The sequence below is a fragment of the Asticcacaulis sp. EMRT-3 genome (genome assembly GCF_030027245.1).
Taxonomy (GTDB): Bacteria; Pseudomonadota; Alphaproteobacteria; order Caulobacterales; family Caulobacteraceae; genus Asticcacaulis.
Map to the genome: position 1 here is coordinate 122,020 of NZ_JASERT010000001.1, position 25,396 is coordinate 147,415.

26 protein-coding genes and 3 tRNA genes are annotated in these 25,396 nt (G+C 60.1%); 11 read left to right on the forward strand and 18 right to left on the reverse strand.

The annotated features are described in order from the left end of the window. Window positions 1-182 precede the first annotated feature (182 nt). Both clpB and QB905_RS00655 read left to right on the forward strand, forming a co-directional pair. Window positions 183-2,762, forward strand: a complete 2,580-nt coding sequence (gene clpB, locus QB905_RS00650; protein WP_282972644.1) for an ATP-dependent chaperone ClpB — start codon at window positions 183-185, stop codon at window positions 2,760-2,762. A 238-nt stretch (window positions 2,763-3,000) separates the two neighbouring features. After that, on the forward strand, window positions 3,001-3,366 hold the full coding sequence (locus QB905_RS00655) for an endonuclease domain-containing protein (protein WP_282972645.1): 366 nt from the start codon (window positions 3,001-3,003) through the stop codon (window positions 3,364-3,366). Window positions 3,367-3,421: 55 nt separating this feature from the next. Here QB905_RS00655 and QB905_RS00660 read toward each other — a convergent pair whose 3' ends face one another. From QB905_RS00660 to rpmH, 12 genes are all read right to left on the reverse strand, one after another. Next, window positions 3,422-4,372: an IS481 family transposase gene (locus QB905_RS00660; RefSeq protein ID WP_282972646.1), complete on the reverse strand. Its 951-nt coding sequence runs from the start codon at window positions 4,370-4,372 to the stop codon at window positions 3,422-3,424. A 57-nt stretch (window positions 4,373-4,429) separates the two neighbouring features. Next, window positions 4,430-5,410 carry a mechanosensitive ion channel family protein gene (locus QB905_RS00665; RefSeq protein ID WP_282972647.1) on the reverse strand — a complete coding sequence of 327 codons (981 nt, stop codon included), beginning with the start codon at window positions 5,408-5,410 and terminating at the stop codon, window positions 4,430-4,432. 80 nt (window positions 5,411-5,490) lie between these two features. Then, window positions 5,491-5,565, reverse strand: a tRNA-Glu gene (locus tag QB905_RS00670). 81 nt (window positions 5,566-5,646) lie between these two features. Further along, window positions 5,647-6,495 (reverse strand): 2,3,4,5-tetrahydropyridine-2,6-dicarboxylate N-succinyltransferase, encoded by an 849-nt coding sequence (dapD, locus tag QB905_RS00675; RefSeq protein WP_282972648.1) that lies wholly within the window; start codon window positions 6,493-6,495, stop codon window positions 5,647-5,649. A gap of 68 nt (window positions 6,496-6,563) precedes the next feature. Beyond that, window positions 6,564-7,406, reverse strand: coding sequence for a DUF2145 domain-containing protein (locus QB905_RS00680; protein WP_282972649.1), 843 nt, complete (start codon window positions 7,404-7,406; stop codon window positions 6,564-6,566). Then, a complete protein-coding gene (locus tag QB905_RS00685; protein ID WP_282972650.1) occupies window positions 7,403-7,765 on the reverse strand; it encodes a hypothetical protein in 363 nt (120 codons plus the stop codon). Before QB905_RS00685 ends, QB905_RS00680 begins: the two co-directional genes overlap by 4 nt. A 77-nt stretch (window positions 7,766-7,842) precedes the next feature. Beyond that, entirely contained in the window at window positions 7,843-8,502 is a 660-nt protein-coding gene (locus QB905_RS00690) for a pyrimidine 5'-nucleotidase (RefSeq protein ID WP_282972651.1), read from the reverse strand. Between the two features lie 322 nt (window positions 8,503-8,824). Then, entirely contained in the window at window positions 8,825-9,760 is a 936-nt protein-coding gene (gene argB, locus QB905_RS00695) for an acetylglutamate kinase (protein ID WP_282972652.1), read from the reverse strand. 108 nt (window positions 9,761-9,868) lie between these two features. Next, window positions 9,869-10,516, reverse strand: a complete 648-nt coding sequence (gene yihA / locus QB905_RS00700) for a ribosome biogenesis GTP-binding protein YihA/YsxC (RefSeq protein ID WP_282972653.1) — start codon at window positions 10,514-10,516, stop codon at window positions 9,869-9,871. Next, window positions 10,513-12,366 (reverse strand): membrane protein insertase YidC, encoded by a 1,854-nt coding sequence (yidC, locus tag QB905_RS00705; protein ID WP_282972654.1) that lies wholly within the window; start codon window positions 12,364-12,366, stop codon window positions 10,513-10,515. Before yidC ends, yihA begins: the two co-directional genes overlap by 4 nt. Then, on the reverse strand, window positions 12,363-12,794 hold the full coding sequence (gene rnpA, locus QB905_RS00710; RefSeq protein ID WP_461781791.1) for a ribonuclease P protein component: 432 nt from the start codon (window positions 12,792-12,794) through the stop codon (window positions 12,363-12,365). Before rnpA ends, yidC begins: the two co-directional genes overlap by 4 nt. A 66-nt stretch (window positions 12,795-12,860) precedes the next feature. Then, complete coding sequence (gene rpmH / locus QB905_RS00715) at window positions 12,861-13,001, reverse strand: 50S ribosomal protein L34 (protein ID WP_018080783.1); 141 nt, start codon at window positions 12,999-13,001, stop codon at window positions 12,861-12,863. Window positions 13,002-13,238: 237 nt separating this feature from the next. Between rpmH and QB905_RS00720 the strand changes: the two genes are divergently transcribed. Together QB905_RS00720 and QB905_RS00725 are read left to right on the forward strand one after the other, a co-directional pair. Beyond that, window positions 13,239-14,828 (forward strand): sensor histidine kinase, encoded by a 1,590-nt coding sequence (locus QB905_RS00720; RefSeq protein ID WP_282972656.1) that lies wholly within the window; start codon window positions 13,239-13,241, stop codon window positions 14,826-14,828. Between the two features lie 7 nt (window positions 14,829-14,835). Further along, window positions 14,836-15,369 carry a hypothetical protein gene (locus QB905_RS00725; protein WP_282972657.1) on the forward strand — a complete coding sequence of 178 codons (534 nt, stop codon included), beginning with the start codon at window positions 14,836-14,838 and terminating at the stop codon, window positions 15,367-15,369. A 279-nt stretch (window positions 15,370-15,648) separates the two neighbouring features. On the opposite strand, the gene QB905_RS00730 is transcribed toward QB905_RS00725, so the two are convergent. After that, window positions 15,649-17,427 carry a gamma-glutamyltransferase family protein gene (locus QB905_RS00730; protein WP_282972658.1) on the reverse strand — a complete coding sequence of 593 codons (1,779 nt, stop codon included), beginning with the start codon at window positions 17,425-17,427 and terminating at the stop codon, window positions 15,649-15,651. A 204-nt stretch (window positions 17,428-17,631) separates the two neighbouring features. On the opposite strand from QB905_RS00730, the gene QB905_RS00735 reads away from it, so the two are divergent. Then, window positions 17,632-17,708: transfer RNA gene (locus QB905_RS00735), tRNA-Arg, on the forward strand. A gap of 456 nt (window positions 17,709-18,164) precedes the next feature. Here the strand turns inward: QB905_RS00735 and QB905_RS00740 are convergent. Next, window positions 18,165-18,240, reverse strand: a tRNA-Lys gene (locus tag QB905_RS00740). Window positions 18,241-18,383: 143 nt separating this feature from the next. Between QB905_RS00740 and QB905_RS00745 the strand changes: the two genes are divergently transcribed. The 5 genes from QB905_RS00745 to QB905_RS00765 all read left to right on the forward strand — a co-directional run bounded on the left by QB905_RS00745 (window position 18,384) and on the right by QB905_RS00765 (window position 21,630). Continuing rightward, window positions 18,384-18,737, forward strand: coding sequence for an Hpt domain-containing protein (locus QB905_RS00745; RefSeq protein ID WP_282972659.1), 354 nt, complete (start codon window positions 18,384-18,386; stop codon window positions 18,735-18,737). Window positions 18,738-18,830: 93 nt separating this feature from the next. Continuing rightward, complete coding sequence (locus QB905_RS00750; protein WP_282972660.1) at window positions 18,831-19,160, forward strand: 2Fe-2S iron-sulfur cluster-binding protein; 330 nt, start codon at window positions 18,831-18,833, stop codon at window positions 19,158-19,160. A 118-nt stretch (window positions 19,161-19,278) separates the two neighbouring features. Continuing rightward, window positions 19,279-20,277, forward strand: coding sequence for a phospholipase C/P1 nuclease family protein (locus QB905_RS00755; RefSeq protein ID WP_282972661.1), 999 nt, complete (start codon window positions 19,279-19,281; stop codon window positions 20,275-20,277). Between the two features lie 4 nt (window positions 20,278-20,281). After that, entirely contained in the window at window positions 20,282-20,758 is a 477-nt protein-coding gene (locus QB905_RS00760) for an NUDIX domain-containing protein (RefSeq protein WP_282972662.1), read from the forward strand. Next, window positions 20,755-21,630: a LysR family transcriptional regulator gene (locus QB905_RS00765; RefSeq protein WP_282972663.1), complete on the forward strand. Its 876-nt coding sequence runs from the start codon at window positions 20,755-20,757 to the stop codon at window positions 21,628-21,630. The genes QB905_RS00760 and QB905_RS00765 overlap by 4 nt, the downstream gene beginning before the upstream one ends. Here the strand turns inward: QB905_RS00765 and QB905_RS00770 are convergent. Then, the gene (locus tag QB905_RS00770) at window positions 21,602-22,126 is read right to left on the reverse strand and encodes a GNAT family N-acetyltransferase (RefSeq protein ID WP_282972664.1); all 525 of its coding nucleotides are present in this window, start codon (window positions 22,124-22,126) and stop codon (window positions 21,602-21,604) included. The genes QB905_RS00765 and QB905_RS00770 overlap by 29 nt on opposite strands. 186 nt (window positions 22,127-22,312) lie before the next feature. Next, window positions 22,313-23,167: an SDR family oxidoreductase gene (locus QB905_RS00775; RefSeq protein WP_282972665.1), complete on the reverse strand. Its 855-nt coding sequence runs from the start codon at window positions 23,165-23,167 to the stop codon at window positions 22,313-22,315. Window positions 23,168-23,267: 100 nt separating this feature from the next. Between QB905_RS00775 and QB905_RS00780 the strand changes: the two genes are divergently transcribed. Next, window positions 23,268-23,693, forward strand: coding sequence for a winged helix-turn-helix transcriptional regulator (locus QB905_RS00780; protein ID WP_282972666.1), 426 nt, complete (start codon window positions 23,268-23,270; stop codon window positions 23,691-23,693). A gap of 99 nt (window positions 23,694-23,792) precedes the next feature. Here QB905_RS00780 and QB905_RS00785 read toward each other — a convergent pair whose 3' ends face one another. Together QB905_RS00785 and QB905_RS00790 are read right to left on the reverse strand one after the other, a co-directional pair. Continuing rightward, window positions 23,793-24,449: a 2-dehydro-3-deoxy-6-phosphogalactonate aldolase gene (locus QB905_RS00785; protein WP_282972667.1), complete on the reverse strand. Its 657-nt coding sequence runs from the start codon at window positions 24,447-24,449 to the stop codon at window positions 23,793-23,795. Next, window positions 24,446-25,360, reverse strand: a complete 915-nt coding sequence (locus QB905_RS00790) for a 2-dehydro-3-deoxygalactonokinase (RefSeq protein ID WP_282972668.1) — start codon at window positions 25,358-25,360, stop codon at window positions 24,446-24,448. Before QB905_RS00790 ends, QB905_RS00785 begins: the two co-directional genes overlap by 4 nt. Window positions 25,361-25,396 lie beyond the last annotated feature (36 nt).

The following is a 25,396-nucleotide window of genomic DNA, read 5'->3' on the forward strand; positions in this document are numbered from 1 at the left end:
GGCCCTTATAAGCATTTCAGATGCGCCGCGCCAGTCCCGATCCGCAACCGGGATGCGGATAGTTATTTTGTCGCGCGGCACTTGTGTTGTGGAAATGTCACATCATATCCCAGAGGTCGTCATCGTCGCTTATCCAAGGACGCTGACCTTGCCACATCCGCCTTCAAGGGGAACAGACCAAGATGAATATCGAAAAATATTCCGAAAAAACCCAAAAGCTTATCCAAAGCGCGCAGAGCTTCGCGCAAGGCGCAAACCACGCCTATGTCATGCCCGTCCATGTGCTGAAAGCGCTGGTCGATGATAAGGATTCGATCGCCACGCGGCTGATCAATCTGGCCGGTGGCCGCGCCGATGCCTTCGCGGCCTCGGTCAATCTGGCGCTTGGCAAGCTGCCGACCGTCACCGGCGGCGCGCAGATCTATATGCACAATGACACCGCTAAACTGTTCAATACCGCCGAGGCCGAGGCGCAAAGTGCAGGTGATGCCTTCGTCACCGCTGACCGACTGCTGCTGGCCGCGCTCGATTCGTCTGATGGCGCGGCGGCGCTGAAGGCGGCGGGCGTCACGCTCAAGCAGGTGCAGGCAGCGCAAGCCGAATTCCGCAAGGGCAAGCCCGCCGACTCCGCCACCGCCGAAAACGGCTTTGATGCGCTCAAAAAATACGCCCGCGACCTGACCGAGGCCGCCGCCGAAGGCAAGATCGATCCGGTCATTGGCCGCGACGAAGAAATCCGCCGCACGATTCAGGTGCTGGCGCGTCGCACCAAGAATAATCCCGTCCTGATCGGCGAACCGGGCGTCGGCAAGACCGCCATCGTCGAGGGTCTGGCCCAGCGCATCGTCAATGGCGACGTGCCCGAAAGCCTGAAGGACAAGAAGCTGTTTTCGCTCGATATGGGCAGCCTGATCGCCGGGGCCAAATACCGCGGCGAGTTCGAGGAGCGCCTGAAGGCTGTGCTCAACGAGGTGACGACCGCCGAGGGCCAGATCGTGCTGTTTATCGACGAAATGCACACCCTGGTCGGGGCAGGCAAGTCGGACGGCGCGATGGACGCTTCCAACCTGTTAAAGCCGGCTCTGGCGCGCGGCGAACTGCATTGCGTGGGTGCCACCACGCTCGATGAATACCGAAAGCACGTCGAAAAGGACGCGGCCCTGGCGCGGCGTTTCCAGCCGGTTTTCGTCAGCGAGCCGACGGTCGAGGACACGATCTCGATCCTGCGCGGCCTCAAGGAAAAGTACGAGGTTCACCACGGGGTGCGCATTTCCGATGGCGCTATAGTCTCGGCCGCCACCCTGTCCAACCGCTATATTCAGGATCGTTTCCTGCCCGACAAGGCCATTGACCTGATCGACGAGGCCGCGTCGCGCGTGCGCATGGCGGTCGATTCCAAGCCAGAAGAGCTGGATGAACTGGATCGCCGCATCGTCCAGCTTAAGATCGAGCGCGAAGCCCTGATGAAGGAAAGCGACGCCGGTTCGCGCACGCGGCTGGAACGCCTGACCGACGAACTGGAAGAGATTGAGAGCAAGTCGTTTGAACTGACGCAGCGCTGGAAGGCCGAGAAGGACAAGGTTGGTTCCGCCGCCCGCGCCCGCGAAGCGCTCGACCGCGCCCGTATCGAACTGGCCAATGTGCAGCGCGCCGGCGATCTGCAAAAGGCGTCGGAGATTCTGTACGGCATCATTCCCGGTCTGGAACGCCAGTTAGCGGCGGCGGAAACCGCCTCCACGGAGGCCGCTGCCCTGACGCCGGAAGTGGTCGATTCGGCGCAAATCGCCCAGGTCGTGTCGCGCTGGACCGGTATTCCGGTCGATAAGATGCTGGAAGGCGAGCGCGATAAGCTGCTGCGCATGGAGGACGAATTGCGCAAGCGCGTGGTCGGTCAGGACGAGGCGCTCGAAGCCGTGTCCGACGCCGTGCGCCGCGCCCGCGCCGGTCTGAAAGACCCAAACCGCCCGATTGGCTCGTTTCTGTTCTTAGGCCCCACGGGCGTCGGCAAGACCGAGCTGAACAAGGCTTTGGCCGAGTTCCTGTTCGACGACGAGACGGCGATCACCCGGCTCGATATGTCGGAATATATGGAAAAACACTCCGTTTCGCGCATGATCGGTGCGCCTCCGGGCTATGTCGGTTACGACGAGGGTGGGGCGCTGACCGAGGCCGTGCGACGCAGGCCCTATCAGGTGGTGCTGTTCGATGAGGTTGAAAAGGCGCACCCCGATGTCTTCAACATCCTGTTGCAGGTGCTGGATGATGGCCGTCTGACCGACGGGCAGGGCCGCGTGGTCGATTTTCGCAATACGCTGATCGTCATGACCTCCAATCTCGGTTCGGACATATTGGTCAATATGGAGCCGGGCACGGATGTTGAGGCGGTCAGGCCGCTGGTTCTGGCCGTGGTGCGCAAGCATTTCCGGCCGGAATTTCTCAACCGGATCGACGAGATCATCCTGTTCCAGCGGCTTGATCAGGCCCACATGCACGACATTGTGCGGATTCAGCTCAAAGGGCTGGAAAAGCTGCTGGCCGACCGTGAAATGACGTTGAGCATCGATGATGCGGCTTTGAACTTCCTGGCCGAAAAGGGCTATGACCCGGCCTATGGCGCGCGGCCTTTGAAGCGCGTGATCCAGAAGCTGCTGATCGACGGCATTGCCCGCGAAATCCTAGCGGGGCGCTTCGTCGATGGTGAGGTGATCCATGTCGGCTTCGACGGCGAAGGCTTAACCATCGGCAAGCCGACAGTGAACTAGAGCGGTCTGCATTCTGATTGAATCGGTCAAAGGCATGCAAACCGCTCTAGATTTTACGTTTTTCCGCATCTCGCATTCAATTTGTAAGTCAAATTAAACGCTCGTTGCTCTAGGGGCAAGCCCCAGCGCCTCTCCGGCAACGGAGGGGCGCTTTTACTATCCTCCCCTGATTTCAGGGGAGGGGAACCGCGAAGCGGTGGTGGGGTTAAAATCCGCTGAAATCGTGTTAAGCTCCGGAATGGTTCAGCAGCCGCAACTGTCTTTCGCGCGCAAATTACGTCGTGAAATGACCTATCCGGAAAGACTCATATGGGGACGCATCAAGGTGCGCCATCCAAATGGTCCCGTGTTCCGGCGGCAATACCCCTTTGATCGTTATGTTTTCGATTTTTATTGCGCGAAAATCAAACTCGTCATCGAAATCGATGGGTGGTGCCACAATATGGGAAATGCCCCACATCGTGACGAAGAAAGAGATCGGTTTCTCCGGCAGCATGGTTTTGAAATTATGCGTATTCCTGCGGCAGATGTGATCGCCGAACCAGAGGATGTAGCAGATGGAATTTTTCGATTGGCCATGGAAAGATTGCAGGCGCTGAAATAACCCCACCACCGCTACGCGGTCCCCCTCCCCTGAAATCAGGGGAGGATAGAAAGGTCTAGATGTTTAGTCCCGGCATTTGATGGGTTGGATTTAGTTTGAATTTATCCGGCTCGATTGTCCATTGTTTGACGACAAATTCGTAGGGTGTGAGGCCCTTGAGGGTTTTGAGTCGCTTGGCGAAATTATAGGCATTGATGAAGTCCGTCAGGTGCTGCCTGAACTGGTCGTGGCCGTCATAATGGTAGCGTTTGACGGTCGCTTCCTTGATGGTTCGGTTCATCCGCTCAACCTGGCCATTGGTCCACGGGTGTTTGATTTTTGTCAGCCTGTGGTCGATGTCGTGCTCGCGGCAGACACGGTCGAAGATATGCTCAAAGGCATGGATATGGCGTTCGTGATTGGTGAACTGGATGCCGTTGTCGGTGAGCACGGTATGTATGGCATACGGAAGGCTTGCGATCAGGTTACGCAGGAACTGTGCGGCAGCCATCTTGCCCGCCTTTTCATGCAGTTCGACGTAGGCGAACTTTGAGGTTCGGTCGATGGCCACAAAGAGATAGAGCTTGCCTTCGGCGGTTTGCACCTCGGCAATGTCGATATGGAAATAGCCTATCGGATAAGACTTGAACTTCTTCTTCGTCGGCTTGTCGCCTTCGATATCAGGTAGGCGGGATATACCGTGGCGATGCAGGCAGCGATGCAGGCTTGAGCGCGTCAGGTTGGGGATCGTGGCCTGCAAGGCATAAAGGCAATCATCCAGCGGCAAAAGCGTGTGCCGCCGGAAAGCGACGATGATCGCCTCCTCCTCTATCGTCAGAACGGTCGATTTAGGCGCTTTCGGACCGGTCGGCAGATCAGCAACAGCGGTCCGTTTCTTCCACTTGGCCACTGTCTTCGGGTTAATCCCATGCCGCTTGGCCAGAACCCTCACACTCTCTTGACTATCTTGTATTGCTCGACGGATTGCCTCTGTCGTTGTGGCGCTCCCGTGTAAAATCTGTCCCATAGCGAATCCCTCATCGATGGTGATAAAATCGTACCATCAAATGCCGGGACTAACCATCTAGACCTTCTTGAGTTCCGTTTCTTCTGGCGGCAGTTCGGTGTGCAGATCGCGGGCGGCGTCGTTGGTGGAGGGCAGGATGGCTTCCGGCTTTTTGGTCTGGCTGGATTTCAGGCCGAGGCTTTTCAGCGCATCCTCTTCGGTCAGGCCAAACAGGCTGCGCACATGCAGATCGCGTTGCGGGAACGGAATTTCGATCCCCTCGGCGCGCAGGGCGTCTTCGATAGCCCAGTTATAGGCCGCCATCAATGAGGCTGGACGGCGCACCGATTCCGGCGTTGGCCACACCACCAGTTCGAAATTGAGCGAATTATCGCCAAAGCCGGTCAGCCAGACCTGGGTGCGGCGCTGATCGGTGTCGGGCAGGGTGAAGGAGACGCCACGCGCCGCTTGCAGCACGCATTCGCGTACCTTAGCCTTATCGACGCCGTAAGCCACCCCGAATGGCACATGGATACGCCGTGTCGCGCCCTTAAACGTCCAGTTGATGACCTGATTTTCGATCAGGGCCGAATTGGGGATGACGATGCTCATGCCGTCATTGGTACGCAGCCGCGTGGCGCGCGGGCCGATCTCCATGATCTCGCCGCGTCGTGCTTCATCGATCTGGATGAAGTCGCCGATGTCGAGATGCGGGTCGAAGATGATCACCAGCCCCGACACGAACTCCTTGACGATGCCCTGCAAGCCCAGACCGACGCCGACGCCCAAGGCACCGGCAAAGACGGCCAGCGAGGTGATATTGATGCCGCTGACCGATAGGGCCAGCATGAAGCCGAGCAGGATCAGCCCGTAGGAAACCAGTTTTTCAAAGACATAGATGGAGGCCGAAACGGTTCTGGCCCGCGCCCTGGCGCGCTGGAACAGGTGCGAGGCCACACGCGCCCCCACAAAGGCCAGGGCAATGACGATCAGCCCCATCACGGCGCGTTCCGCCAGATGCGGCCAGTTGTAATCGTTCAGCATGGCAAGCAGGTTCATACCGCAAACCTAGCCCTCGAGGCAGGCAGGATGCAACCGCATGGCGGTTCACATTAATGGCAAGAGGGGAGGTATGGGGCTGGCAGTCCCTAGCGGAATCGAACCGCTCTTTTCAGAATGAAAATCTGACGTCCTAACCGATAGACGAAGGGACCATATGCAGCCTAAGGGCCGTTCCCGGCCCGGAGCGCGCTTTTGACCGAATGTGCGCTCCGGGTCAAGAGGTTGGCTGAAAATTAATCGCGTAAAAGGTCGTTAATGCCGGTTTTGGCGCGGGTCTGGGCATCCACCGTCTTGACGATGACGGCGCAATAGAGCGACGGCCCGCCCTTCGGATCGGGCAGGGAGCCCGGCACGACCACGCTGTAGGCGGGCACGCGGCCACGGAAGATTTCGCCCGTGGCGCGGTTGATGATCTTGGTCGAGGCCGACAGATAAACCCCCATCGACAGCACCGAACCCTGCTCGACGATCACGCCCTCGGCCACTTCCGAACGCGCGCCGATAAAGCAGTCGTCCTCGATAATGGTCGGGCTGGCCTGTAGCGGTTCCAGCACGCCGCCAATGCCGACGCCGCCCGACAGATGCACATTCTTGCCGATCTGGGCGCAGGAGCCGACGGTGGACCAGCCATCGACCATTGTGCCTTCATCGACATAGGCGCCGATATTGACGAAGGATGGCATCAGCACGACGTTTTTGGCGATATAGGCCCCGGCGCGCACAATGGCGCCCGGTACGGCGCGGAAACCGGCCTCGGTGAAGTCCTTGTCGTTCCAGCGGGCGAACTTGTTGGGCACCTTGTCCCAATAGGGTCCCAGCGGCGCCTGTTCAAACAGGCCGCGACCCGTGTGCATCAGGCTGTTGGGAGCCAGACGGAAGGACAGCAGGACGGCCTTTTTCAGCCAGTCATGCGTCACCCAAGTGCCATTCTTCTTTTCAGCCACGCGGAAGCGGCCATTATCGAGCAGGCCCAGCACCTTTTCGATAGCTTCGCGGTAGGGGCCGGTATAGGCGGGCGACAACGTATCGCGGGCCTCCCAGGCGGCGTCTATATCTTCCTTGAAGGCGGCGAGATCGGACATGGCGGACACTCTTTGCTGGCGTGGGGGTTCGCCGTTGCCATAGAAGCGCTGACGCCGCCGATCAAGTTTTAATTATCCTTCAGCACATAGGTCGTGGCGATCAGGTGGTTTTGCTGCATGAAGGCGGCGATGCTTTCATAGGTGGCCGTCTCGACCGGGCCGGGCTGATCGTCCATTTTGAGGCCGGGTTGGAACATAGGGCCGAAGGCGCGCACCAGCGGATTGGCGTGGATCACGGTCGGTTTGAACCAGGCGCGCAGATCGGCGCGAATCTGCGCCGGGTCATGCGTGTCCCAGGCGGCGGCGCTGACCACATCCAGCACAAATTCGGTGCAGTTCTGATAGCGCGCGTCGAACGGATTGGACACCAGCGAATAGGCGGGTACATGCAGGCGTTCATAGGCGGGCGAACCGATCAGGGCCAACAGGCGCGCCTGCATTTCCGACGAGGGGATGATCACCGCTACGTCATCGACCTGATTGGCCATCATGAAGTCGAGCGGATAATCCTGCGCCAGATACGACTGGTCAGCAGGCAGGGATGCGCCATCGCCTTCATAGAGATTATAGACCGCATACCCCTTATAGGCCTGGCCATCCGCACCCTTGATGTCGCTATAAACCCAGAAGGCGGCATGGGTATAGGCGATGCCTGCCGGTAGTTTGCTGCGCGCCCGACCGCTGCGGAAAACAATGGCGACGCGGGCGTCTTTGGCTGCCAGATCACGCTCCACCTGCTTGGCGAAGACGGCGGCTTCGGGGGCAGTAAAATGCACCTTGGGCGCTGCGCCACCCAAGGTCGATTCACCGCCGGAATCGGCGACCGGATGCGGCGTGCGAGCCACCGGTTCGGCGATGGCGGGCGTGGCCAGCAGCAGGGCCACCAGCACCATAGCCATTACGCGGATCACCGCTGTCCGTCCATGTCGCGGTGTGCGCGCTGCGCATCGCTCCGGTCATAGGGCACTTGCGGCGCGGGTTGGGCCGTCACCGTTTCCGACGAAATCTCCAGCGGACTATTGGCGGCGCGCCACACATCATCACCGGCACGGCGTATTGTGCGACCTGCGCTTTCGCTCACCGTGCCCACCGCCACGAAGGGCAGGGCCACGGCACCCGCCACTACCTTGACGCCTGCCTCGGACAGTTCGGCAGTGGAGACGGCCGAATCGCCGATAGCTTTGGAAACATTGCCGACACTATCCTGCGCGTGAGCGATAGTGGTCAGGCTGGCCGTGCAGATGACGGCGATCAGAAGTGATTTTAACATGACAGGAACCTCCATGAACCTCGTTCAATGAACATGGTTCATGTTATTGATTTCGTCAAGACTTATTTGAACTAAGTTCAAATATTTTTGGTATCCGCCAGAAAGGTCTTCAGGTCGGGGCTGCGGAAATCGACGAAAGCGTCTTCATTGCCGATGGCTTTCGGCCCGACCAGAATCGTCTTCATGCCCAGTTCAAAAGCGGGTTTGAGGTTTTTCGGGCTGTCCTCAAAGAAGGCGGCCTGGGTGGCCGTCACATCATGCGCCGCCATCATGCGCTCAAAGGTGACGAGGTTGGGTTTGGGGATGAACCGGGCGTGTTCGAGATGGAAAACCCCGTCAAACAGGCCGTCCATCTCCAGCTTGTCGAGAATGCGCGTGGCGTGGCGTTCGTCGCCATTGGTGAACACGACCTTGCGGCCCGGCAGATCGCCGATCAGGGCGTTCAGGGCCGGATCGGGGTGCAGTTTGTCGAGCGACACATCATGCACCTCGTTGAGAAAGGCGTAAGGATCGATGTTGTGATGAGCCATCAGTCCGGCCAAAGTCGTGCCGTGTTCGCTCAAATAACGCTTTTGCAGGGCGTGGGCTTCGGCGGGCGGCAGGCCGGTTTCGCGCGCTACAAAGGTGGTCATCTGGCCCTCGATCAGCGCCATCACCTCGGCCTCGGCGGGATAAAGCGTCTGGTCGAGATCGAAAATCCAGGTGCTGACGTGGGCGAGAGCTTCAGGCACTATCATGGCTTGTTTGTAGGGGCTCCTGCCGACGTAGAGAGAGAAAAGCTGATCCACAGATGCACACAGATATTCAAACCAACGGCACGCTACCGCTATCTGGGCTGAAAGAGCCTGCCTTAAAAGCGCTTCGCGCCAGTAAGCTATGGCTTGCTCAAACGATAGCGGTCGCGTGAAGCCGACAAAGATTATCTGTGTGCATCTGTGGATAAAATCTAGAGCAACGAGCGTTTAATTTGACTTACAAATTGAATGCGAGATGCGGAAAAACGTAAAATGTAGAGCGGGTTGCATGCCTTTGACCGATTCCATCAGAATGCAAACCGCTCTAGTCTGCCGTGATCAAGGTGCCCGCGCCGTGGGCGGTGAACAGTTCGACCAGCATGGCGTGCGGGCGGCGGCCATCGAGAATGACCACGGCCTCGACCCCCGCTTCGATAGCCATGATGGCGGTCTCCAGCTTGGGGATCATGCCGCCATTGGCCACGCCGGACTCGATCAGGCTGCGTGCCTCGGATATGCTCATCTGGCGGATCAGATTCTTGTTTTCATCGAGCACACCGGCAATATCGGTCAGCAGCAACATGCGCTTGGCATTGAGCTTGCCGGCCACGGCGCCCGCCACCGTATCGGCATTGATATTGTAGGTGTGGCCGTCTTCCGACACGCCAATGGGCGCGATCACCGGCACATAATCGTGGTTCGGATCGTCGATCAGGGTGCGGATCAGCTTGTCATCGACATGTTTGGGTTCGCCGACGAAACCGAGATCGACCACCTGCTCGATCATCGAATCAGGGTCTTTTTTGACGCGCGTCGCCTTTTCGACCGTGATCAGACCGGCGTCCTTGCCCGACAGACCAACGCCGCGCACATCGGCTTCACGTCCGGCCTGGGTGATCCAGTTGGCGATCTCCTTATTGACCGCGCCCGACAACACCATTTCGGCGATTTCCATGGTCGCGTCGTCGGTGACGCGCAGGCCGTCGATAAAAGTCGATTTCACCCCGGCGCGGCTGAGCATGGCCGAAATCTGCGGCCCGCCGCCATGCACCACCACCGGCGAAATGCCGAGCAGCTTCAGCAAAACGATGTCGGACGCGAACACCCTGGCCGTTTCGGCCTCGCCCATCGCATGGCCGCCATATTTGATCGTCACGATCTCGCGGTCATAGATCTGGATATAGGGCAGGGCCTCGGCCAGTTGTTTGGCGGTGGCCCAGCCCCGTTCTTCTGAGGAGTCGATTTCAGTCTGGATGATCATATGCGGCGTTCCGGAAACTATCGCCGCGCCTTACAGGATCAGGGGCGGCCTGTCATGTGTTTTTGCGTGAAGAGCAAGCGAAGCGCGTCGAGACGGAAGGTAGCTGCCTTACAATTCCACCGCGCAGGCCGTCATGATTTCGGCGCGCAGTTCGGGGATGCCAAGGCCCGTTTCCGCCGAGGTGGCCAGCACGACTGGGTGGGCCGCCGGACGCTTTTTAATCGCGCCTTGTGTGGCCTCGATCACCTGAGCCAGCTCGGCCGGCTTGATCTTGTCGGCCTTGGTCAGCACGATCTGATAGCTGACGGCGGCCTTGTCGAGCGCGTCCATCGGTTCGGTATCGACCGTTTTCAGCCCGTGGCGCGCATCGATCAGCAGATAGGCGCGCTTCAGTCCCGAACGGCCGCGCAAATAGTCGCGGCCCAGATTCTGGAACTTCTTGACCGTCACCTTGGATGCCTTGGCCCAGCCATAGCCGGGCAGATCGACCATGTGCAGGGCGTCATTGAGCAGGAAGAAGTTGAGTTCGCGCGTCCGCCCCGGTTCGTTGGAGGCGCGCGCCAGATGCTTCTGGTTGACCAAGGCGTTGATCAGCGACGACTTGCCGACATTCGAGCGTCCGGCAAAGGCCACTTCGGGCAGGTCGTCGGGCGGCAGTTGCGCCACCGCCGCCGCGCCCATGACGAAGGACACCGGGCGGGCGAACAAAACCCGCGCGGTCTCAAGCGTCTCTTCGCTGTACAGGGGGGCGGTCACGCCGCTTTTTTCTTCGTCAGCTTCGCCAGGGTGTCGTCGATGATATTCTCGACGCCTAAGCGACGCATGATCGTATATTGCTGCAACATGGTCAGGATGTTCGACCAGATCCAGTAGATGATCAGGCCCACCGCGACCTGCGCCATGAAGAAGGTCAGCATGAGCGGCATGAAGGCCATCATCTTCTTCTGCATCGGATCGACCCCGGCCATCGGCGTCATCTGCTGGCTCAGCCACATCGAGGCGCCATAGATGATGGCGATGATGCCGACATGCAGGGGGCCGGCCAGGAAGGTGCCGATCAGCGGCACATGGGCCGGATCGAAGGGCAGGAGGCCGAACAGATTGACGATGGAGGTGGTGTCGGGTGCGGACAGATCGTGAATCCAGCCAAAGAAAGGCGCGTGGCGCATGTCGATGGCCAGTTGCAGCACCTTATACAGCGACCAGAAGACCGGCAGTTGCAGCAGCATCGGCAGGCAGCCCGTCAGGCCAGCCATCGGATTGACCTTCTCTTCCTGATAGAGCTGCATGGTGGCTTCCTGCTGCTTCTGGGCGTCGTCAGGGAAGCGCTGCTTGATGGCGTCGAGCTTGGGTTTCAGATGCTGCTGGACGTGCTTCATCTTCATCATCGACACGTAGGAACGGTGCGCCAGCGGATAGAAGACGAGCTTGACCACCACGGTCAGCAGCAGGATGGCGATGCCGAAATTGCCGGTGAGCAGGTAGAATTTTTCGAGCAGCCAATAGACGGGATAGGTGATGATGAACAGGGTGCCCCAGTCGATGGCGAAATCGAAGCGCGGGATATGCAGGTTCTTCTGATAGGCCAGCAGTTCCTTGTTCAGCTTGGCCCCGGCAAAGACCTGCGAGGTCGTGGTCCAGCTCTTGCCGGGCGCAATCGTCACCGGCGCATCGACATAGCCCGCCGTATAGACCGGCTTGCCATCAATGATGTCGGCCTTGGTGGTGAAGGAGACGGCCTGATTTTGCGCCGGGATCACCGCCGCCATCCAGTATTTGTCGGTGATGGCGAACCAGCCGCCCACCGAAGGCTCCTTGGCCAGAAACTTGTCATTATTAGGCTTGGCCAGGGCCTTATATTTGAACGAGCGTGTGACGTAGCTGGTTTTGGTGCCATTCGTCTTCGAATAGGTGGCGATCGTGCCTTCATGCACATAGGGCGAATGGCCGGGGCCATTGAACTCCACATCATGACGCATCACCAGCGCATAGGCCGCCAGCGTGGCCGGGGTGGCAGCGCGGTTGGTCACCTGATCCTGTTCGGTGATCATATAGTTGGCGTCAATGCTGAGCGTGCGCGTGAATGTCAGGCCCGCGCCATTATCATAGGTCAGCACGACGGGATGGCCGACCGACAGGACCTGGCCCGAAGCCACGGTCCACAGCGTATTGGCGTCGGGCATACCGCTTAAGTTTTGCCCGTTGAAGCCCGACTGCACATAATAGGCGTGCGGTGCGCCCGCCGGGCTCAGCAGTTCCACCATCGGTGATTTCGGATCGACCGTATCATGATATTTGGCGAGGTAGAGATCATCGATCAAAGCGCCCTTCAGCGCGATCGAGCCTTTCAGCGAAGGCGTGTCGATCTGAACGCGCGGCGACTGGGCCAGCGCCTGTGCGCGCGTCAGGGCCGTGGCCTGCCCGGCCACCGGCAGACCGGCGGCGATAGCGCTGGCCGACAGCGACGAGGATGCCGCGGCGGCCTGTTCAGCGGCCATGTGCTTCTTCTGCTGTGGCCCCAGAATGAAGAACTGGTAAACCGCCAGCAGGATCATGCTGGCGATCAGGAAATAGATCATGTTCTTGTTGTCGTCGGTGTTGTTCATCGAACGGCTTTATCCTGGAGGCGGTCGGGAAGGGACGGGGACGCTGGGCCCGCCGGGTTTTTGGAACGGGCCGCGCCTTTGGCGTCGAGCCTTATCAGGGCGGCTTTAACATCGTCAAGTAAAGCCTGCCAGTCGCAATGACCGGTGGCAGCGCGCGCCACGAAAACATAGTCGTGACCGGGCTTGCCCATCTGCGGCAAAATCAGGCGGGCAGCCTCGCGCAGGCGGCGTTTGGCGCGGTTGCGCGCCACGGCATTGCCGATTTTTTTTGTGGCGGTGAAACCGGCTCGCATCTCTGTTGCGCTTTCGCGTAAGCGCGCCTGCACCACCACGCCGGGACGCGCCTGCCATAAGGCCTTGCTGGCAGCCACGAAATCGGCGCGAACCCGGATATGTGCAATTGTCGCCAAAGATGATCGCCCCAACAGCAAAAAGAGCCCCTATGCGAGATAGGGACTCTTTTTTGAATCACAAATGAGCCAAAGGCCCGGCCCTTAAGCGGTCAGGCGCTTGCGGCCCTTGGCGCGGCGGCGCGCAACGATCTTCTGGCCGTTCTTGGTGGCCATGCGCGTGCGATAACCGTGGCGGCGCTTGCGCACGAGACGGCTCGGCTGATAGGTGCGTTTCGTTCCCATGACAGGGGCTCCGATAGTGGCGGGCCGCGCGAAAACTGTCCGGCGACCGGGAATTGCGTAAACTTGAAGGCGGGTGATTAGTTCACACATCCGGCCTTGTCAATCACAAATGGCGATTTCCTGACCGGGCTTGCAAAGCTTTTGCGGCTTTCGGCCGTTTTCCGCGCCCTTTTCACAGGAAAACCTGCTATAGTACAGGCGCATAACCTCCATCACCGGCATACAGAGACTCTATAAGTGTTCGATCCGGGCAAGACATATCCAGACAAGACAACGGGGCCGGGCGGCCCCGCGCCGCGCCGTGGGCGACTCTATGAAGGCTTTTACGCCCGCCGCCTCAGGCGCACCCTCGGGCTTCTGGCCGGGGCCTCGATGGAATGGGGCGTCTCGGCCCTGACATTCGCGCGCAACTTCCTGTTCAGCCTGTCGGGCCAGTTGCTGATCCTCACCCTTGTTTTCGTGATGATCGTCGAGGTGATGATCATCATTCCGCGCCTCGCCGCCGATCAGGAAGACTGGCTGACCGACCGGGTGCGGTCGGCGGAAATCGCCTCACAGGCCGTTGATACGGCCCGCGCCAACAGCGTGTCGCGCGCCACCTCGTTCCAGCTTTTGCGCAGCGCAGGCGTGCTCTATCTGCGCCTGCAAAGCAATGACCGCTACTATATGCTCAATCCTCTGCCCAATCTCGACATTCCCGATCAGGTGCTGGACTTGCGCGATTCGCACAAAAACATGCGCCATGACCTCGCCTATATGTGGGCGCCCTGGCAAACCCTGATGGGCAAGCCCGACCGCCTGATCCATCTGGCGGCCCGCCCGCGCCTGCGTTCCGGTCAGGAAATCGAGATCGTGGTGCGCGCCGAGCCGCTCAAAACCTATCTGAAGTCGAGCCTGCTCGGTATGTTGCGCATGTCGATCAGTATTTCGCTGGCCGCCGGTATTCTGGTTTTCGCGGCGCTGTCGGCCTTTATCGTGCGGCCGATCCGCCGCCTGACCAAGAATATACAGGCCTTCAAAACCAATCCCGAAGATGCCTCGGCCGCGCCGCACCGTTCCAGCCGCCGCGATGAGATCGGCCAGATCGAACAGGAAATGGCCTCGATGCAGGAGCAGGTGCGTCAGGCCCTGCGCTCACGCGCCCGTCTGGCCGCCCTCGGTCAGGCCGTGTCCAAAATCAACCACGACCTGCGCAATATGCTGACCGCCGCCCAGATGGCGTCTGACCGGCTGGCTACGTCGGGCGACCCGACCGTGGCCAAGGCCCTGCCGCGTCTGGAGCGCGCGCTCGACCGCGCCCTGTCTCTGGCGCAGAACGTCCTGACCTACGGCAAGTCGGATGAACGGGCCCCGCATATCCAGATCGTGCGCCTGCGCGAACTGGCCGACGCTGCCGCCGAGGATGCGGGCTTAGGGCTTAGCGCGCAGGCGGGCGAAAGCGTGCGCTTTTCGACGCGCGTGCCGAAAGGCTTTTTCCTTGAGGCCGATCCCGAACAACTGCACCGGCTTCTGGTCAATCTGATGCGCAATGCCCGTCAGGCCATCGAATTGCAGCCCAATCGACGGTTGCGCGGTCGGGTCACGCTCACCGCCATCAAGACGGCGCAGGATGTGGTGCTGATCGTTGCCGATAATGGCCCCGGCATCCCCGAAAAGCTGCGTGAAAAGCTGTTCCAGCCCTTTACCTCGTCGAGTACGCCCGGCGGATCAGGCCTTGGCCTTGCCATTTCGCGCGAACTGGCCCAGTTGCATGATGGCGATGTCCGTCTTGTCCAGACCGGGCCTGAGGGCACCACCTTTGAAATACGCCTGCCGCTGAAAGGATAAGCCAGCCTTGGAATTTGGTGAACTGCTCCTGCTCGTCCGCGATAGCTATATCTCCCAGTTTGCCGCGTTTATCGACCAGCAAAACGCCAGCCATATCGGCGGCGCGCCAGAGGTGAAGTTCGAACTGTCGGAAGACAGCGAAATCTTCGGCCATATCTATTGCGCCGACTATGCCTCCGAAGAAGATGGCGGCCATGTCGTCGAGCTGGCGCCCGATGAGGAGATCAGCTTCGATCCGCTGGAGGTGTCGTTCGGCGCGATGGAGATCGCCGTTACGCGCCTGGCCTGGCACGACATGACCATATCCATCGGCCAGGGCGGCCATGTGGCCCCCGAAGCCCTGGCCCCGTGGTTCGAGACGTGGTTCGATCCCGACGAACAGCGCTTTGATCCCGATACGCGCTTTTCCGGCAATATCCACGCGCTGACGCTCGACCGCGACGGCCTCAATGTCGATTTCGGCACCGCCCCGATGGATGCCTTCGTCGAACTGATCGACCTGCTCGAAGAGCAGGGCTGCAAGGCCGTGGCGATTTCGTAGGCTTCAGTCACCTGAAAAGACGAAGTTTTTAACCACGAAAAGCACGAAAGACACAAAATCAGAGCAAGATGACCTGACCTGGAATTGCTTTCTTTCCCTCTCCCTGCGTAGCGGGGAGAGGACGGGCGCCAAGCGCAGCGAAGGCGACCGGGTGAGGGGCCTTCTTCAGAGCGCATCCCGAAAATATGACGCACTTTTGGCTGACGCCGGATCGCGTTCCGGCCTCCTTTTCGTGCCTTTCGTGCTTTTCGTGGCCTAAACTAACCTTGCTGTCCGACCTTACTTTCCCTTCAGCACCACGCCTTCGCGGTGCGGATCGGTGCCGCCGTCATAGCTGCCGTCCTTGCGAATGAAAAAGCCGTTGAGGCCCGATTCCTCGCCGGAAACCGCCGTCAGATGATAGCCCATCCTGGTCAGCCCATCCCAAACTGCCGGTTCCATGCGCGCCTTTTCGACGCGGATCATGTCGCCCTTGGCGATCACATTGGGCAGGTCGATGGCCTGCTGCATGGACAGGCCCCAATCGAGCACGCCGATCAGGGTCTTGAGATCGTAAGCGATGATGGAAAGCCCCCCCGGCGATCCGACCGCCGCCACCACATGGCCCTTCTGGTCGAACACGATGACAGGCGCCATCGACGAACGCGGATGCTTGCCCCCGGCCACCGCATTGGCGACCGGCTGGCCGTCCGGCAGTCTGGGGGTGAAGGAAAAGTCAGTGAGTTGGTTGTTGAGGAAGAAGCCGTCCACCATGCGCCCCGAACCGAACAGGCTTTCCACCGTCGTCGTCATGCTGACCACATTACCCCATGTGTCGCGGATCACATAATGGGTGGTGCCGCCCGGTTCGATGGTCGCGTCAGGCCCCGGCCTGGGCGCGAAAAACGGCAACTGGCCGGGCTGCGGTGTGGGTGAGGGCGTGCCGACCCTGACCGTGGCGGCGCGCGACATGGTGTAGTTGGAGTTGAGATAACCGTTGATCTGTTTGGCAAAGAGCGGCGTATCGCCTTCATAGCGGTCGCGGTCGGCATACATCAGGCGTTCGACCTCGATCAGGGCCGCCCAGCCGCGCGGATCATGCGCGCCATATTTAGCCAGCGGCAGGTTTTCGGCGATGCGCAGGCCCTGCAACAGGGCGGGCCCGCCCGAAGGTGTGTTATTGGCGCAGACAATATACTGATGATAGGGCACGCACAGGGGCTTGCCATGATAATCATCGGTTTGCACGTAAGGCCTGGCCGTGGTGGCGATCACCTTATAGTTGGCAATGTCGTCCGTGGTCATCGAACCGGGGATCGGTGCCTGATGCGTCTTGTTGACGATGTCCTGGGCGATCCGGCCATATCGCAGCGCGTCGGAACGCTGGGCGGCGATGGCCTTCAGGCTGTCGGCATAGTCGGGGTTTTTCTTGATGTCGCCGGTTTTCAACAGCCCGCCCTTGCCGTCGCTGAAATAGGCCAGCACATCGGGCGCATCGCGTTCGGGATAGGCCCCGTCTTCGGTATGCAGATCCCTGTCGATGCGCGGCGTGATGACGAAGCCGTTTTCAGCCTGCGCCTCCGCTGCGCCGAACAGCGTGTTCCAGGCCAGCTTGCCGTGATCCTTCTGCGCCTGATCGAGCATGAAGATCGCGCCCGGCACGCCCGTCGAACGCCCCGAAAGCACCGCCTCCTTGAAGGTCATCGGTGTCGTCGCGTCCTTCATGAACATATCAGGCTGCGCCGCTGCGGGGGCTACTTCGCGGCCATTATAATCGGTCAGCTCGCCGGTCTTGGCGTCATAATAGAGCATGAAGGCCCCGCCCGACAGGCTGGAACTTTGCGGCTCGATCAGGGCCAGCATGGCCTGCACCGCTACGGCGGCATCGGCAGCCGTGCCGCCGCGTTTCAGCACATCCATGCCCGCCTGCGCCGCCAGCGGTTCGGCCGCCACAATCAGGGGCCTGACCGGCCCCAGCATCACCCTGGCCTGAGCGCCCGCGCTGATCAGGGTCAGGGCAGCTATGGATACCGCTGCCAATTTTTTGAAGGGAGCACGAGTCAGGGGAAGACGGATCATGGGCGGCACTCCTGTAAAAAGGCACAAGTTGATGGGGAGATAGTTTTAGATGTGACTATTGAACCCGCCCTGACGCGATGATCAACAAAAAAGCCGTAAAAGCCGTGAAAAAGTGCAAATGCGGCCTTGCCTTTGCCAGACAGGTCAACTAAACGTCCCTGCCTCGCCGCCGGGTCTTCGGGTCTGTGGCGTTGAAACGGAAATGCACTCGTAGCTCAGCTGGATAGAGCATCAGACTACGAATCTGAGGGTCGGGCGTTCGAATCGCTCCGAGTGCACCATTTCAAAAGACTAAACAGCCTCCCTTCGGGGAGGTTTTTTATTGCCGCTTTCCTTGTAAGCACTTCAAGCAAAAGCGAAATTTCTGGAGTTTTGACGGAAAAGCAAAGAAGCCATCAACCGGGGCATCCGCACAGATGGAACTTCCCCTGAAGTAGGTGACGACTTGATCCGTCTGACCACGAAATCACCGCGTCTCTATTATGTGAACTGGTGGATTACTGGATAGATGGCAGGGATTTTATGATCCGCCTGTCTGATGAAGGGCGAGATTGGCTGGCAACGCACTGAGGTAAGCATTGAATATGCGATTCCCGCATATTCTGGTATTATGTTGCCGAAAATTTGGGGCATATAAACTGCTATTTTGGGGCAAATATTCTGAGATTTGGGGCAAAGCGTCAAAACGCTTGAAAAATCTCTCAATTAAATCAGCGCATTGCTGATTTAAGAGGAAATGGTGGGTGGGCACGGACTCGAACCGTGGACCCGCTGATTAAGAGTCAGCTGCTCTACCAACTGAGCTACACACCCAAACCATTTCGTGACCGGACGGGGTTGGTATGACCCGGCGGTGAGCGGCGGAACATAGCCATTTTCTTCTGGGTTTCAAGCGCAAAATCGGTTTAAGAGGTTTTTTTTGCCGCAGCGCATTTTCATCCATCAGGAGGCTCGTCTTGGCGCTCAGAGATTTGTCCGGTGCGGTCGATTTCGGCCACCTCGAAGCCTATACGCTCCATGATGCCGTGGTGATGGAGGAGGTGCTGCACCTGTTCCAGCATCAGTGCGAGCTGTGGTCGCCGATGCTCGATGTCAGCCACGAAGGCTGGCGCGACGCCGCCCACACGATCAAGGGCGCTTCGGCAGGCATTGGCGCGGGCGTGCTGGCCGCCGCCGCCGAGGCCGCCGAGCGCGGCGATGAGGCCGGGGCGCAGGGTCGCCTGGAGCGGGTGCGCGACGCTATGAACGCCGCGCTTATGGATGTCAGTGCCTATCTGCACGCCCTGCACTTGCGCGGTCTGAAGGGCTGAACGGCTCTTTTTTCTTGGCACAGACAGGCAGGCGCTTTAAACGCGGGCGCAGACTGCCTATTTCTCGTTCTGCCGAAACCTGTAGAAAGCCTCATGAGCGACACCGAACTGCATATCGTCTGCACCGACCGCGAAGGCGTGGTGCATAAGCTGCCCGCCCTCGAAGGCTGGCGCGTCATGGAAATCATCCGTGACAACGGCCTGCAGATCAAGGCCGAGTGTGGTGGTGCGCTGGAATGCGCCACCTGCCATGTCTATGTGGATCCCGCGTGGACCGATAAGCTGGTGCCAAAATCTGACGAGGAAGATGAGAAGCTCGACGAGGCGTTTCTGGTGAAGCGCACGTCGCGTCTGTCGTGCCAGATCCTGATGCGCGATGATCTCGACGGGCTGGAAGTGACCCTGGCACCTGAAACGGACTGAGTAAGGAAAGACTGCGTGCGTTAGGCTTATACCCAAGTTGGTTGCGTTAAAGTAAGAACCCCCACCACAGGGGGGGAGGTATGAGTGGGGTAATAAGCTGTCACGAATAGGAGTGCCTATGCGCAAAATGATGTTTCTGGGTATGATACTGGGCGGCATGGCGGTCAGCGGTGCAGCCTTGGCCTGGGGGGCTACCGGCCACCGCATGATCGGCGAGGAGGCTGTCCGTCTTCTGCCCTCCTATATGCCGGCTTTTCTGCGCACGGCGGGGGATGATGTTGGCGAATATGCCAATGAACCCGATCGCTGGCGCGGCGCGGGCGGTGTGCATTCTGAGCGCGATGCCCTGCACTTTATCAATATCGATGATGACGGCCTGACAGCGGCGGGGGTTACGATCGATCACCTGCCCGCCACACGCGAAGCCTATGCCGCCGCTGTGGTGGCGAAGGGCGGTGATCCCGATCAGGCCGGTTATCTGCCCTATGCCGAGGTGGACGCCTATCAGCAGGTGGTCAAGGATTTCGCCTATTGGCGCGTCCTGAGCCTGATGGAAACGCGCGAGCATGATGCGGTGAAAAAGGCCTGGTATCATGCCGATCGGCTGCGCCGTGAAGCGGTGATCGCCTATGATACGGGCCTGCTCGGCCACTATGTCGGCGACGCCACCCAGCCCATGCACCTGTCGATCCATTATAATGGCTGGGGGCCTTATCCCAACCCTCAAGGCTTTACCAAAGCCCATATTCATGTGCCGCTGGAAGCCGCCTATGTGGCGGCCAATATCGAAGCCTCCGATCTGAAAGCTTTCGAGCCCGATTATGTGCCCTGCACGGCACCGGTCATGACCTGTTTCACCACGCGCATGAAGGCCAGTTTTGCCGAGGTGGTGCCGCTCTATCAGCTTGAAAAGGATGGCGGCTTTGCGGACGGCGATCCGCGCGGCAAGGCCTTTATCGCCAAACAACTGGCTTTGGGGGCCACAAATCTGCGCGATGCGCTGATCGATGCCTGGCGCGACTCCAAAAATATGGGCGTCGGCTATCCGGCGGCCCCCTATGATGATTTCATCGCCGGCAAGGTAGATGATCCCTGGGTGGTGCTGCATGGAGTCTGATCGGATGAACCCAACTCTGCGGCAATTTGGCCAGAAACTGGCGGGCCATGATTATCAGCCGCGCAGCGCCGCCTACGGCCTTTTGACGCGCGGCGCTGGCGAGAATTTGCAGATCGCCTGCGTGCGCATCGGCTATCAGGATTTCAGCTATGACCTGCCGGGCGGGGCGGTTGATCCGGGCGAAACCCCGGAACAGGCAGTGGTGCGCGAATTCGGCGAGGAAACGGGTTTGCGGGTGAGCACGGGCCGTCAGGTGGGCGAACTGCTGAACTATTTTATCCATGAGAATGGCACGCCCTTCAATAATCACTGTCATTTCTATGAGATGAGCCTGCTGGGCGAAGCGCCTGAACTTCAGTGCGAGCCCGATCACGAACGGCTCTGGCTCTATCCATTGCAGCTTCTGGTCAGCCTCAAGCACGAGGCCTATGCCTGGGTGGGGACGCGCTGGCTGCGCGATCGGGCCATTTCAGTGACATGACCCTGGAACAGCTTCGCATCTTTGTCGCCGTGGCCGAACGCGAACATCTGACGCGCGCGTCTGAAGCGCTGAACCTCACCCAGTCGGCGGTCAGTTCGGCGGTGGCGCAGCTCGAAGCCGGTTTTGGCGTCCGGCTGTTTGACCGGATCGGGCGCGGCATCGTGCTGACCGAGGCGGGGCGTTTGTTTTTGCCGGAGGCGCGGGCGGTGCTGGCGCGGGCGCATGAGGCCGAGGCCGTGGTGCGCGATGTGGCCGGGGCCTTGCGCGGCAGTTTGCGTATCGCCGCCAGCCAGACGGTCGGCAATTTCTGGCTGCCCGAAAAACTGGCGCGCTTTTCGATCGCCTATCCGGGTTTGAGCCTGCATGTCGAGAACAGCAATACCGAACGCGCCGCCGCCGCCGTCCTGAGCCATGCCGCCGACATTGCGGTGGTGGAGGGGGCGGTCGATGAGCCACGCCTGTCGGTCACCGAATTGCCGGGCGACACCCTGCTGCTCGTCCTGCCCAATGGCTGGCCGCCGCCTGTTTCGGTGGATGACTGGGCCGCCTTGCGCTTTGTGGTGCGCGAGGCCGGTTCGGGCACGCGCCACAGGCTGGCCGATCATCTGGCCGGCATGGGGCTGCGGCTGGAGGCAGGAGGCCATATCGCCTTTGAGCTGCCCTCGAATGAGGCGGTGCGCGGCGCGGTTGAGGCCGGGGCGGGGGCGGCTTTGATTTCGGGGTTGGTGGCGCAGCGCGCCGTGCGCAGCGGTGAGGTGCAGGGCATCGACATCGGCTTGCCGCCACGCCCCTTCTATGCCCTGCGCCTGAAGGAACGCTCGGTCACCCGCGCCGACGCCGCCTTTATGGCTGTGCTGACCGGCGCAGGATGAACTCGTCATCCAGCGTCTTGCCGACGGAAAACTGGTAGTCGCCGACCTTTTCAAAGCCCACGGAGCGATACAGCGCCTGCGCCTTGTGGTTTTCGCTCCACACGCCGATCCACTGGGCGGCGCGGCCATAGCGCTGCGTTATCAGGTCGAGCGCCACGCCGAGCAGGCGGCGGCCCAGGCCACGTCCCTGAAAATCGGAATGGATATAGAGGCGTTTCAGCTCACCCTCGCGCGCCGGATCGGCTTCGGGGTGGGGCAGATTGACCGGCCCGCATTGCAGATAGGCGGCGGCGCGTCCGTCATCGTCGAACCCCATGCGCCAGTCCTGCGCCGGATCGGCGATGGCGGCGGCCAGTACGGGTTCGGCATAGGCCTGTTCGAGATAAAAGGCGAGATCGTCCGGCGGATACAGATAGCCGAACGTCTCGATGAACGAGTCCCTGCCCAGAGCGGCGAGCGCGGGAATATGCCGGGGTTCGACGGTGATGATGCGCATGGTTCTTGCGTTAGCGGATTGGTCTGGAGGGGGCAAGATTTGACCACGGAAAACACAGAAAGCACGGAAATGAGGTTCGGCGTAGCCAAAGAGCGACCGTTTGCGCGCAGCGCCTTGATCGTAAGGTTAAACGCAAAACGAGGCGCGAATTTCTATGTTTTCCGTGTTTTCCGTGGTTCAAATCCTTTACAGCGTTGCCTTGAGAAATTCACCCAGCGGACGCGGTTTTTTGCCGGTCAGGGTTTCGACATCGCCGGTTAGCACATCGAAGCCGCCCTCGCGCTGGGCGGTGTCGAACGAGACAAGCATCGGGATGATCGCGTCGGGCAGACCCGCGCCTTTCAGGCCCCCGGCCAGTTGCGCGTCCGTCACGTCGATGACGGAGAGCGGTTTGCCCGATGCGGCGCTGGCCAGGGCGGCGATTTCGTGCGTGGTGAAAAGCTCCGGCCCGGTCAGGGTGTAGGTCTTGTTGTCGGGGGCTTGCAGCAGGGCTGCGGCGGCGGCCTCAGCGCAATCAGCATGGGCAACATGGCTGATGCGGCCAGTACCTGAGGCGCTGTACCACTGGCCAGATTCGAGAGCGTGCGGCAGGCTCATCAGCAGGTTTTCCTGATACCAGGCATTGCGCAGGATGGTGTAGGGCAGGCCGCTGGCCTTGATCGCCTGTTCGGTGCCGAGGTGATCACCTGCAAAGATGACCGCCGAGGTTTCGGGATTGGGCATGGAGGTATAGATGAGGCCCTTCACGCCCGCGTCTTTGGCGGCCTGCACGGCGTTTTGATGCTGGCGGAGGCGCTGGCCCGAACCCAGCGAGTCGGTGGAGATGATCAGCACGCGGTCCACGCCCTTGAAAGCCTCGGCGAGGCTGGCCGGGTCGTCGAAATCTGCGCGGCGCGTCTGCGCGCCTTTCGCGGCCAGATCGGCCAGCTTGGCGGTGTCGCGTGAGGCGGCGATGACGGTATGGCCGCCCGCTTGCAGCAGCCGATCCGTAATCTGACGGCCCAGCTTGCCATTGGCACCGGTGATGAGCAATGTGGACATATTAGTCTCCTGTTGGTATATAGTCTCAAAATGAGATCGATGCTAAGATAGTCACATTTGGCCGTCTGTAAAGGCGGCAGATTTTTGGGAGATAGTTACTTTGAAGGAACCGATCACCTTCGCCATGAGCGAGGCGTTCAAGGACATGCTGGCGCAGGTGACCTGCGGTGAGCTGGATGCGTCAAACTGTCCGGTGCGCGATGTCATGGATCATATCAGCGGCAAGTGGACGAGTCTGCTATTGTTTGCCCTGGCGGCGCGCCCGCATCGTTTTGGCGAGCTGAAACGCGCCGTGCCCGATATTTCGCAGCGTATGCTGACCCAGTCCTTGCGTGATCTGCAACAGGACGGTCTGATCAGTCGGCATGTTTTTGCCACCGTTCCGCCCAGCGTCGAATACCGGCTCACCCCGTTAGGCGAAAGCCTGATGCCCGCTTTACTTGGACTGGTGACATGGGCCAATGCCCACCATGATCAGGTTCGTGCGGCGCGCGCGGCGTTCGGGCAGGTTGTGGAAGAGGTTTGAAGATTATCACCACGGAAAGCACAGACTTCATAATCGAGGCTAACTGTGGGCCAAGCCGGAGGATGTCCGTGCTTTCTGTGTTTTCCGTGGTTAAAAATATCACAGCGCCGGGTGCATGGCCTGCCAGGCCGCCACGAAAGCCTGCGCCTTTTTGTAAACCGCATCGGGCGTGTCGCCCGGTTTGAAAACGCCAGAACCGATGCCGAAACCGGCGGCTCCGGCCTCGACGAAGTCGCGCATATTGCCGGGCTCGACGCCGCCGACCGGAAACACCGGGATGGCGCGCGGCAGAACCGCCTTCATTGCCTTCAGACCCTTGGTGCCCGCCAGTTCAGCCGGGAAGAGCTTGATCGCGTCGGCGCCCGCATCAATGGCGCTGAACGCCTCGGTGGGGGTGAAGAAGGCCGGGAACGAGATCATGCCCAGACGCTTGGCGGCGCGGATGACATCGGGATTGGCATTGGGCGAGATGCAGATCTGCCCGCCCACCTTGGCCAGTCGCTCAACATCGGCGACCGTCAGCACCGTGCCCGCCCCGACAATGGCGCGGCTGCCCAGCGCATCGACCAATAATTTGATGCTGTCGAACGGATCGGGCGAATTGAGCGGCACCTCGATGATGCGGAAACCGGCGCGCACCAGCATTTCGCCGACGGCCAGAGCTTCGGACGGGCGCAGGCCGCGCAGAATGGCGATGAGGGGCAGGGTGGCAAGCGCCGATTGCCAGGCTTCCTGAGGCCAGCGTTGTTGGATCATAAAACGAGTTCCGCCTGTTGCGCGATGGTCCACAGGCCGCTGGCCGAGGCTTCGTCGCCGTCATGGATGACGACATCGCTGAAGCCGGTGTGATTGAGGGCGCGTTTGTAAAGTTTGGAGAGGGTGCCGTCGCCGATAATGCCGACCGGGCGGACGCCGTGGCGCAGGATTTCAACGCGCACTTCCGAGCCGATCAGCAGGCCCGACAGATAGGATGACAGGCTTTCCGGCTTGATATTGCCAAACAAACCTTCGGTGCGCACCGAAAAGATCAGTGACAGGAAGGACTTGTCGTTCATGGCGCGATCAACGCCCAGCTTGAAGGCGGCTTCGTCGTCGATGTCATCGGCCATCAGGTCGCCGAGGATCGAGTTGGATTTGAGCAGCGAGAACATTTCGCCGGTCATGTAGGAATTAAAGCCCTCGATGACGCCATTCTCCACCTTGGCCCATTTGGAATGGGTGCCGGGCAGGATGAAGACGCCTTCGCCCTTGGCACCAGCCAGGCCGAAAATCTGGGTTTCCTCGCCACGCATCACATTATGGATGTGGGTTTCGGGGTCTTCCGCCGACAGGCCGGGCACGATGCTGACCTTGAGCTTGTCAGACGGCGCCTTGACGATGCCGTCTGCGATGGCGGCAAGGCTGGCCGGGCAGGGCACATAGGGCGCCTGTTCCCAGCCCTGACGCGAGCCGACCATGCCCGACAGCAGGATCGGCAGGTCGGGGCGGGCGAAATCGCCCTTCATCACCGAATGCAGCGCTTCCTCGAAGCTGAGGACGCCGAGGTTTTTCAGGCCGATATTGGCGGCGTGGCGCTCGATGATCTCGCCATCGGTGCCGAAGAGAAACATGCGGAAATTGGTAGTGCCCCAGTCACAGGCGATCAGGGCGGGCGCGGCGTAGGTCATGGAATATGTCTGCTCGAATGTGAGGTCGCGCCGTAA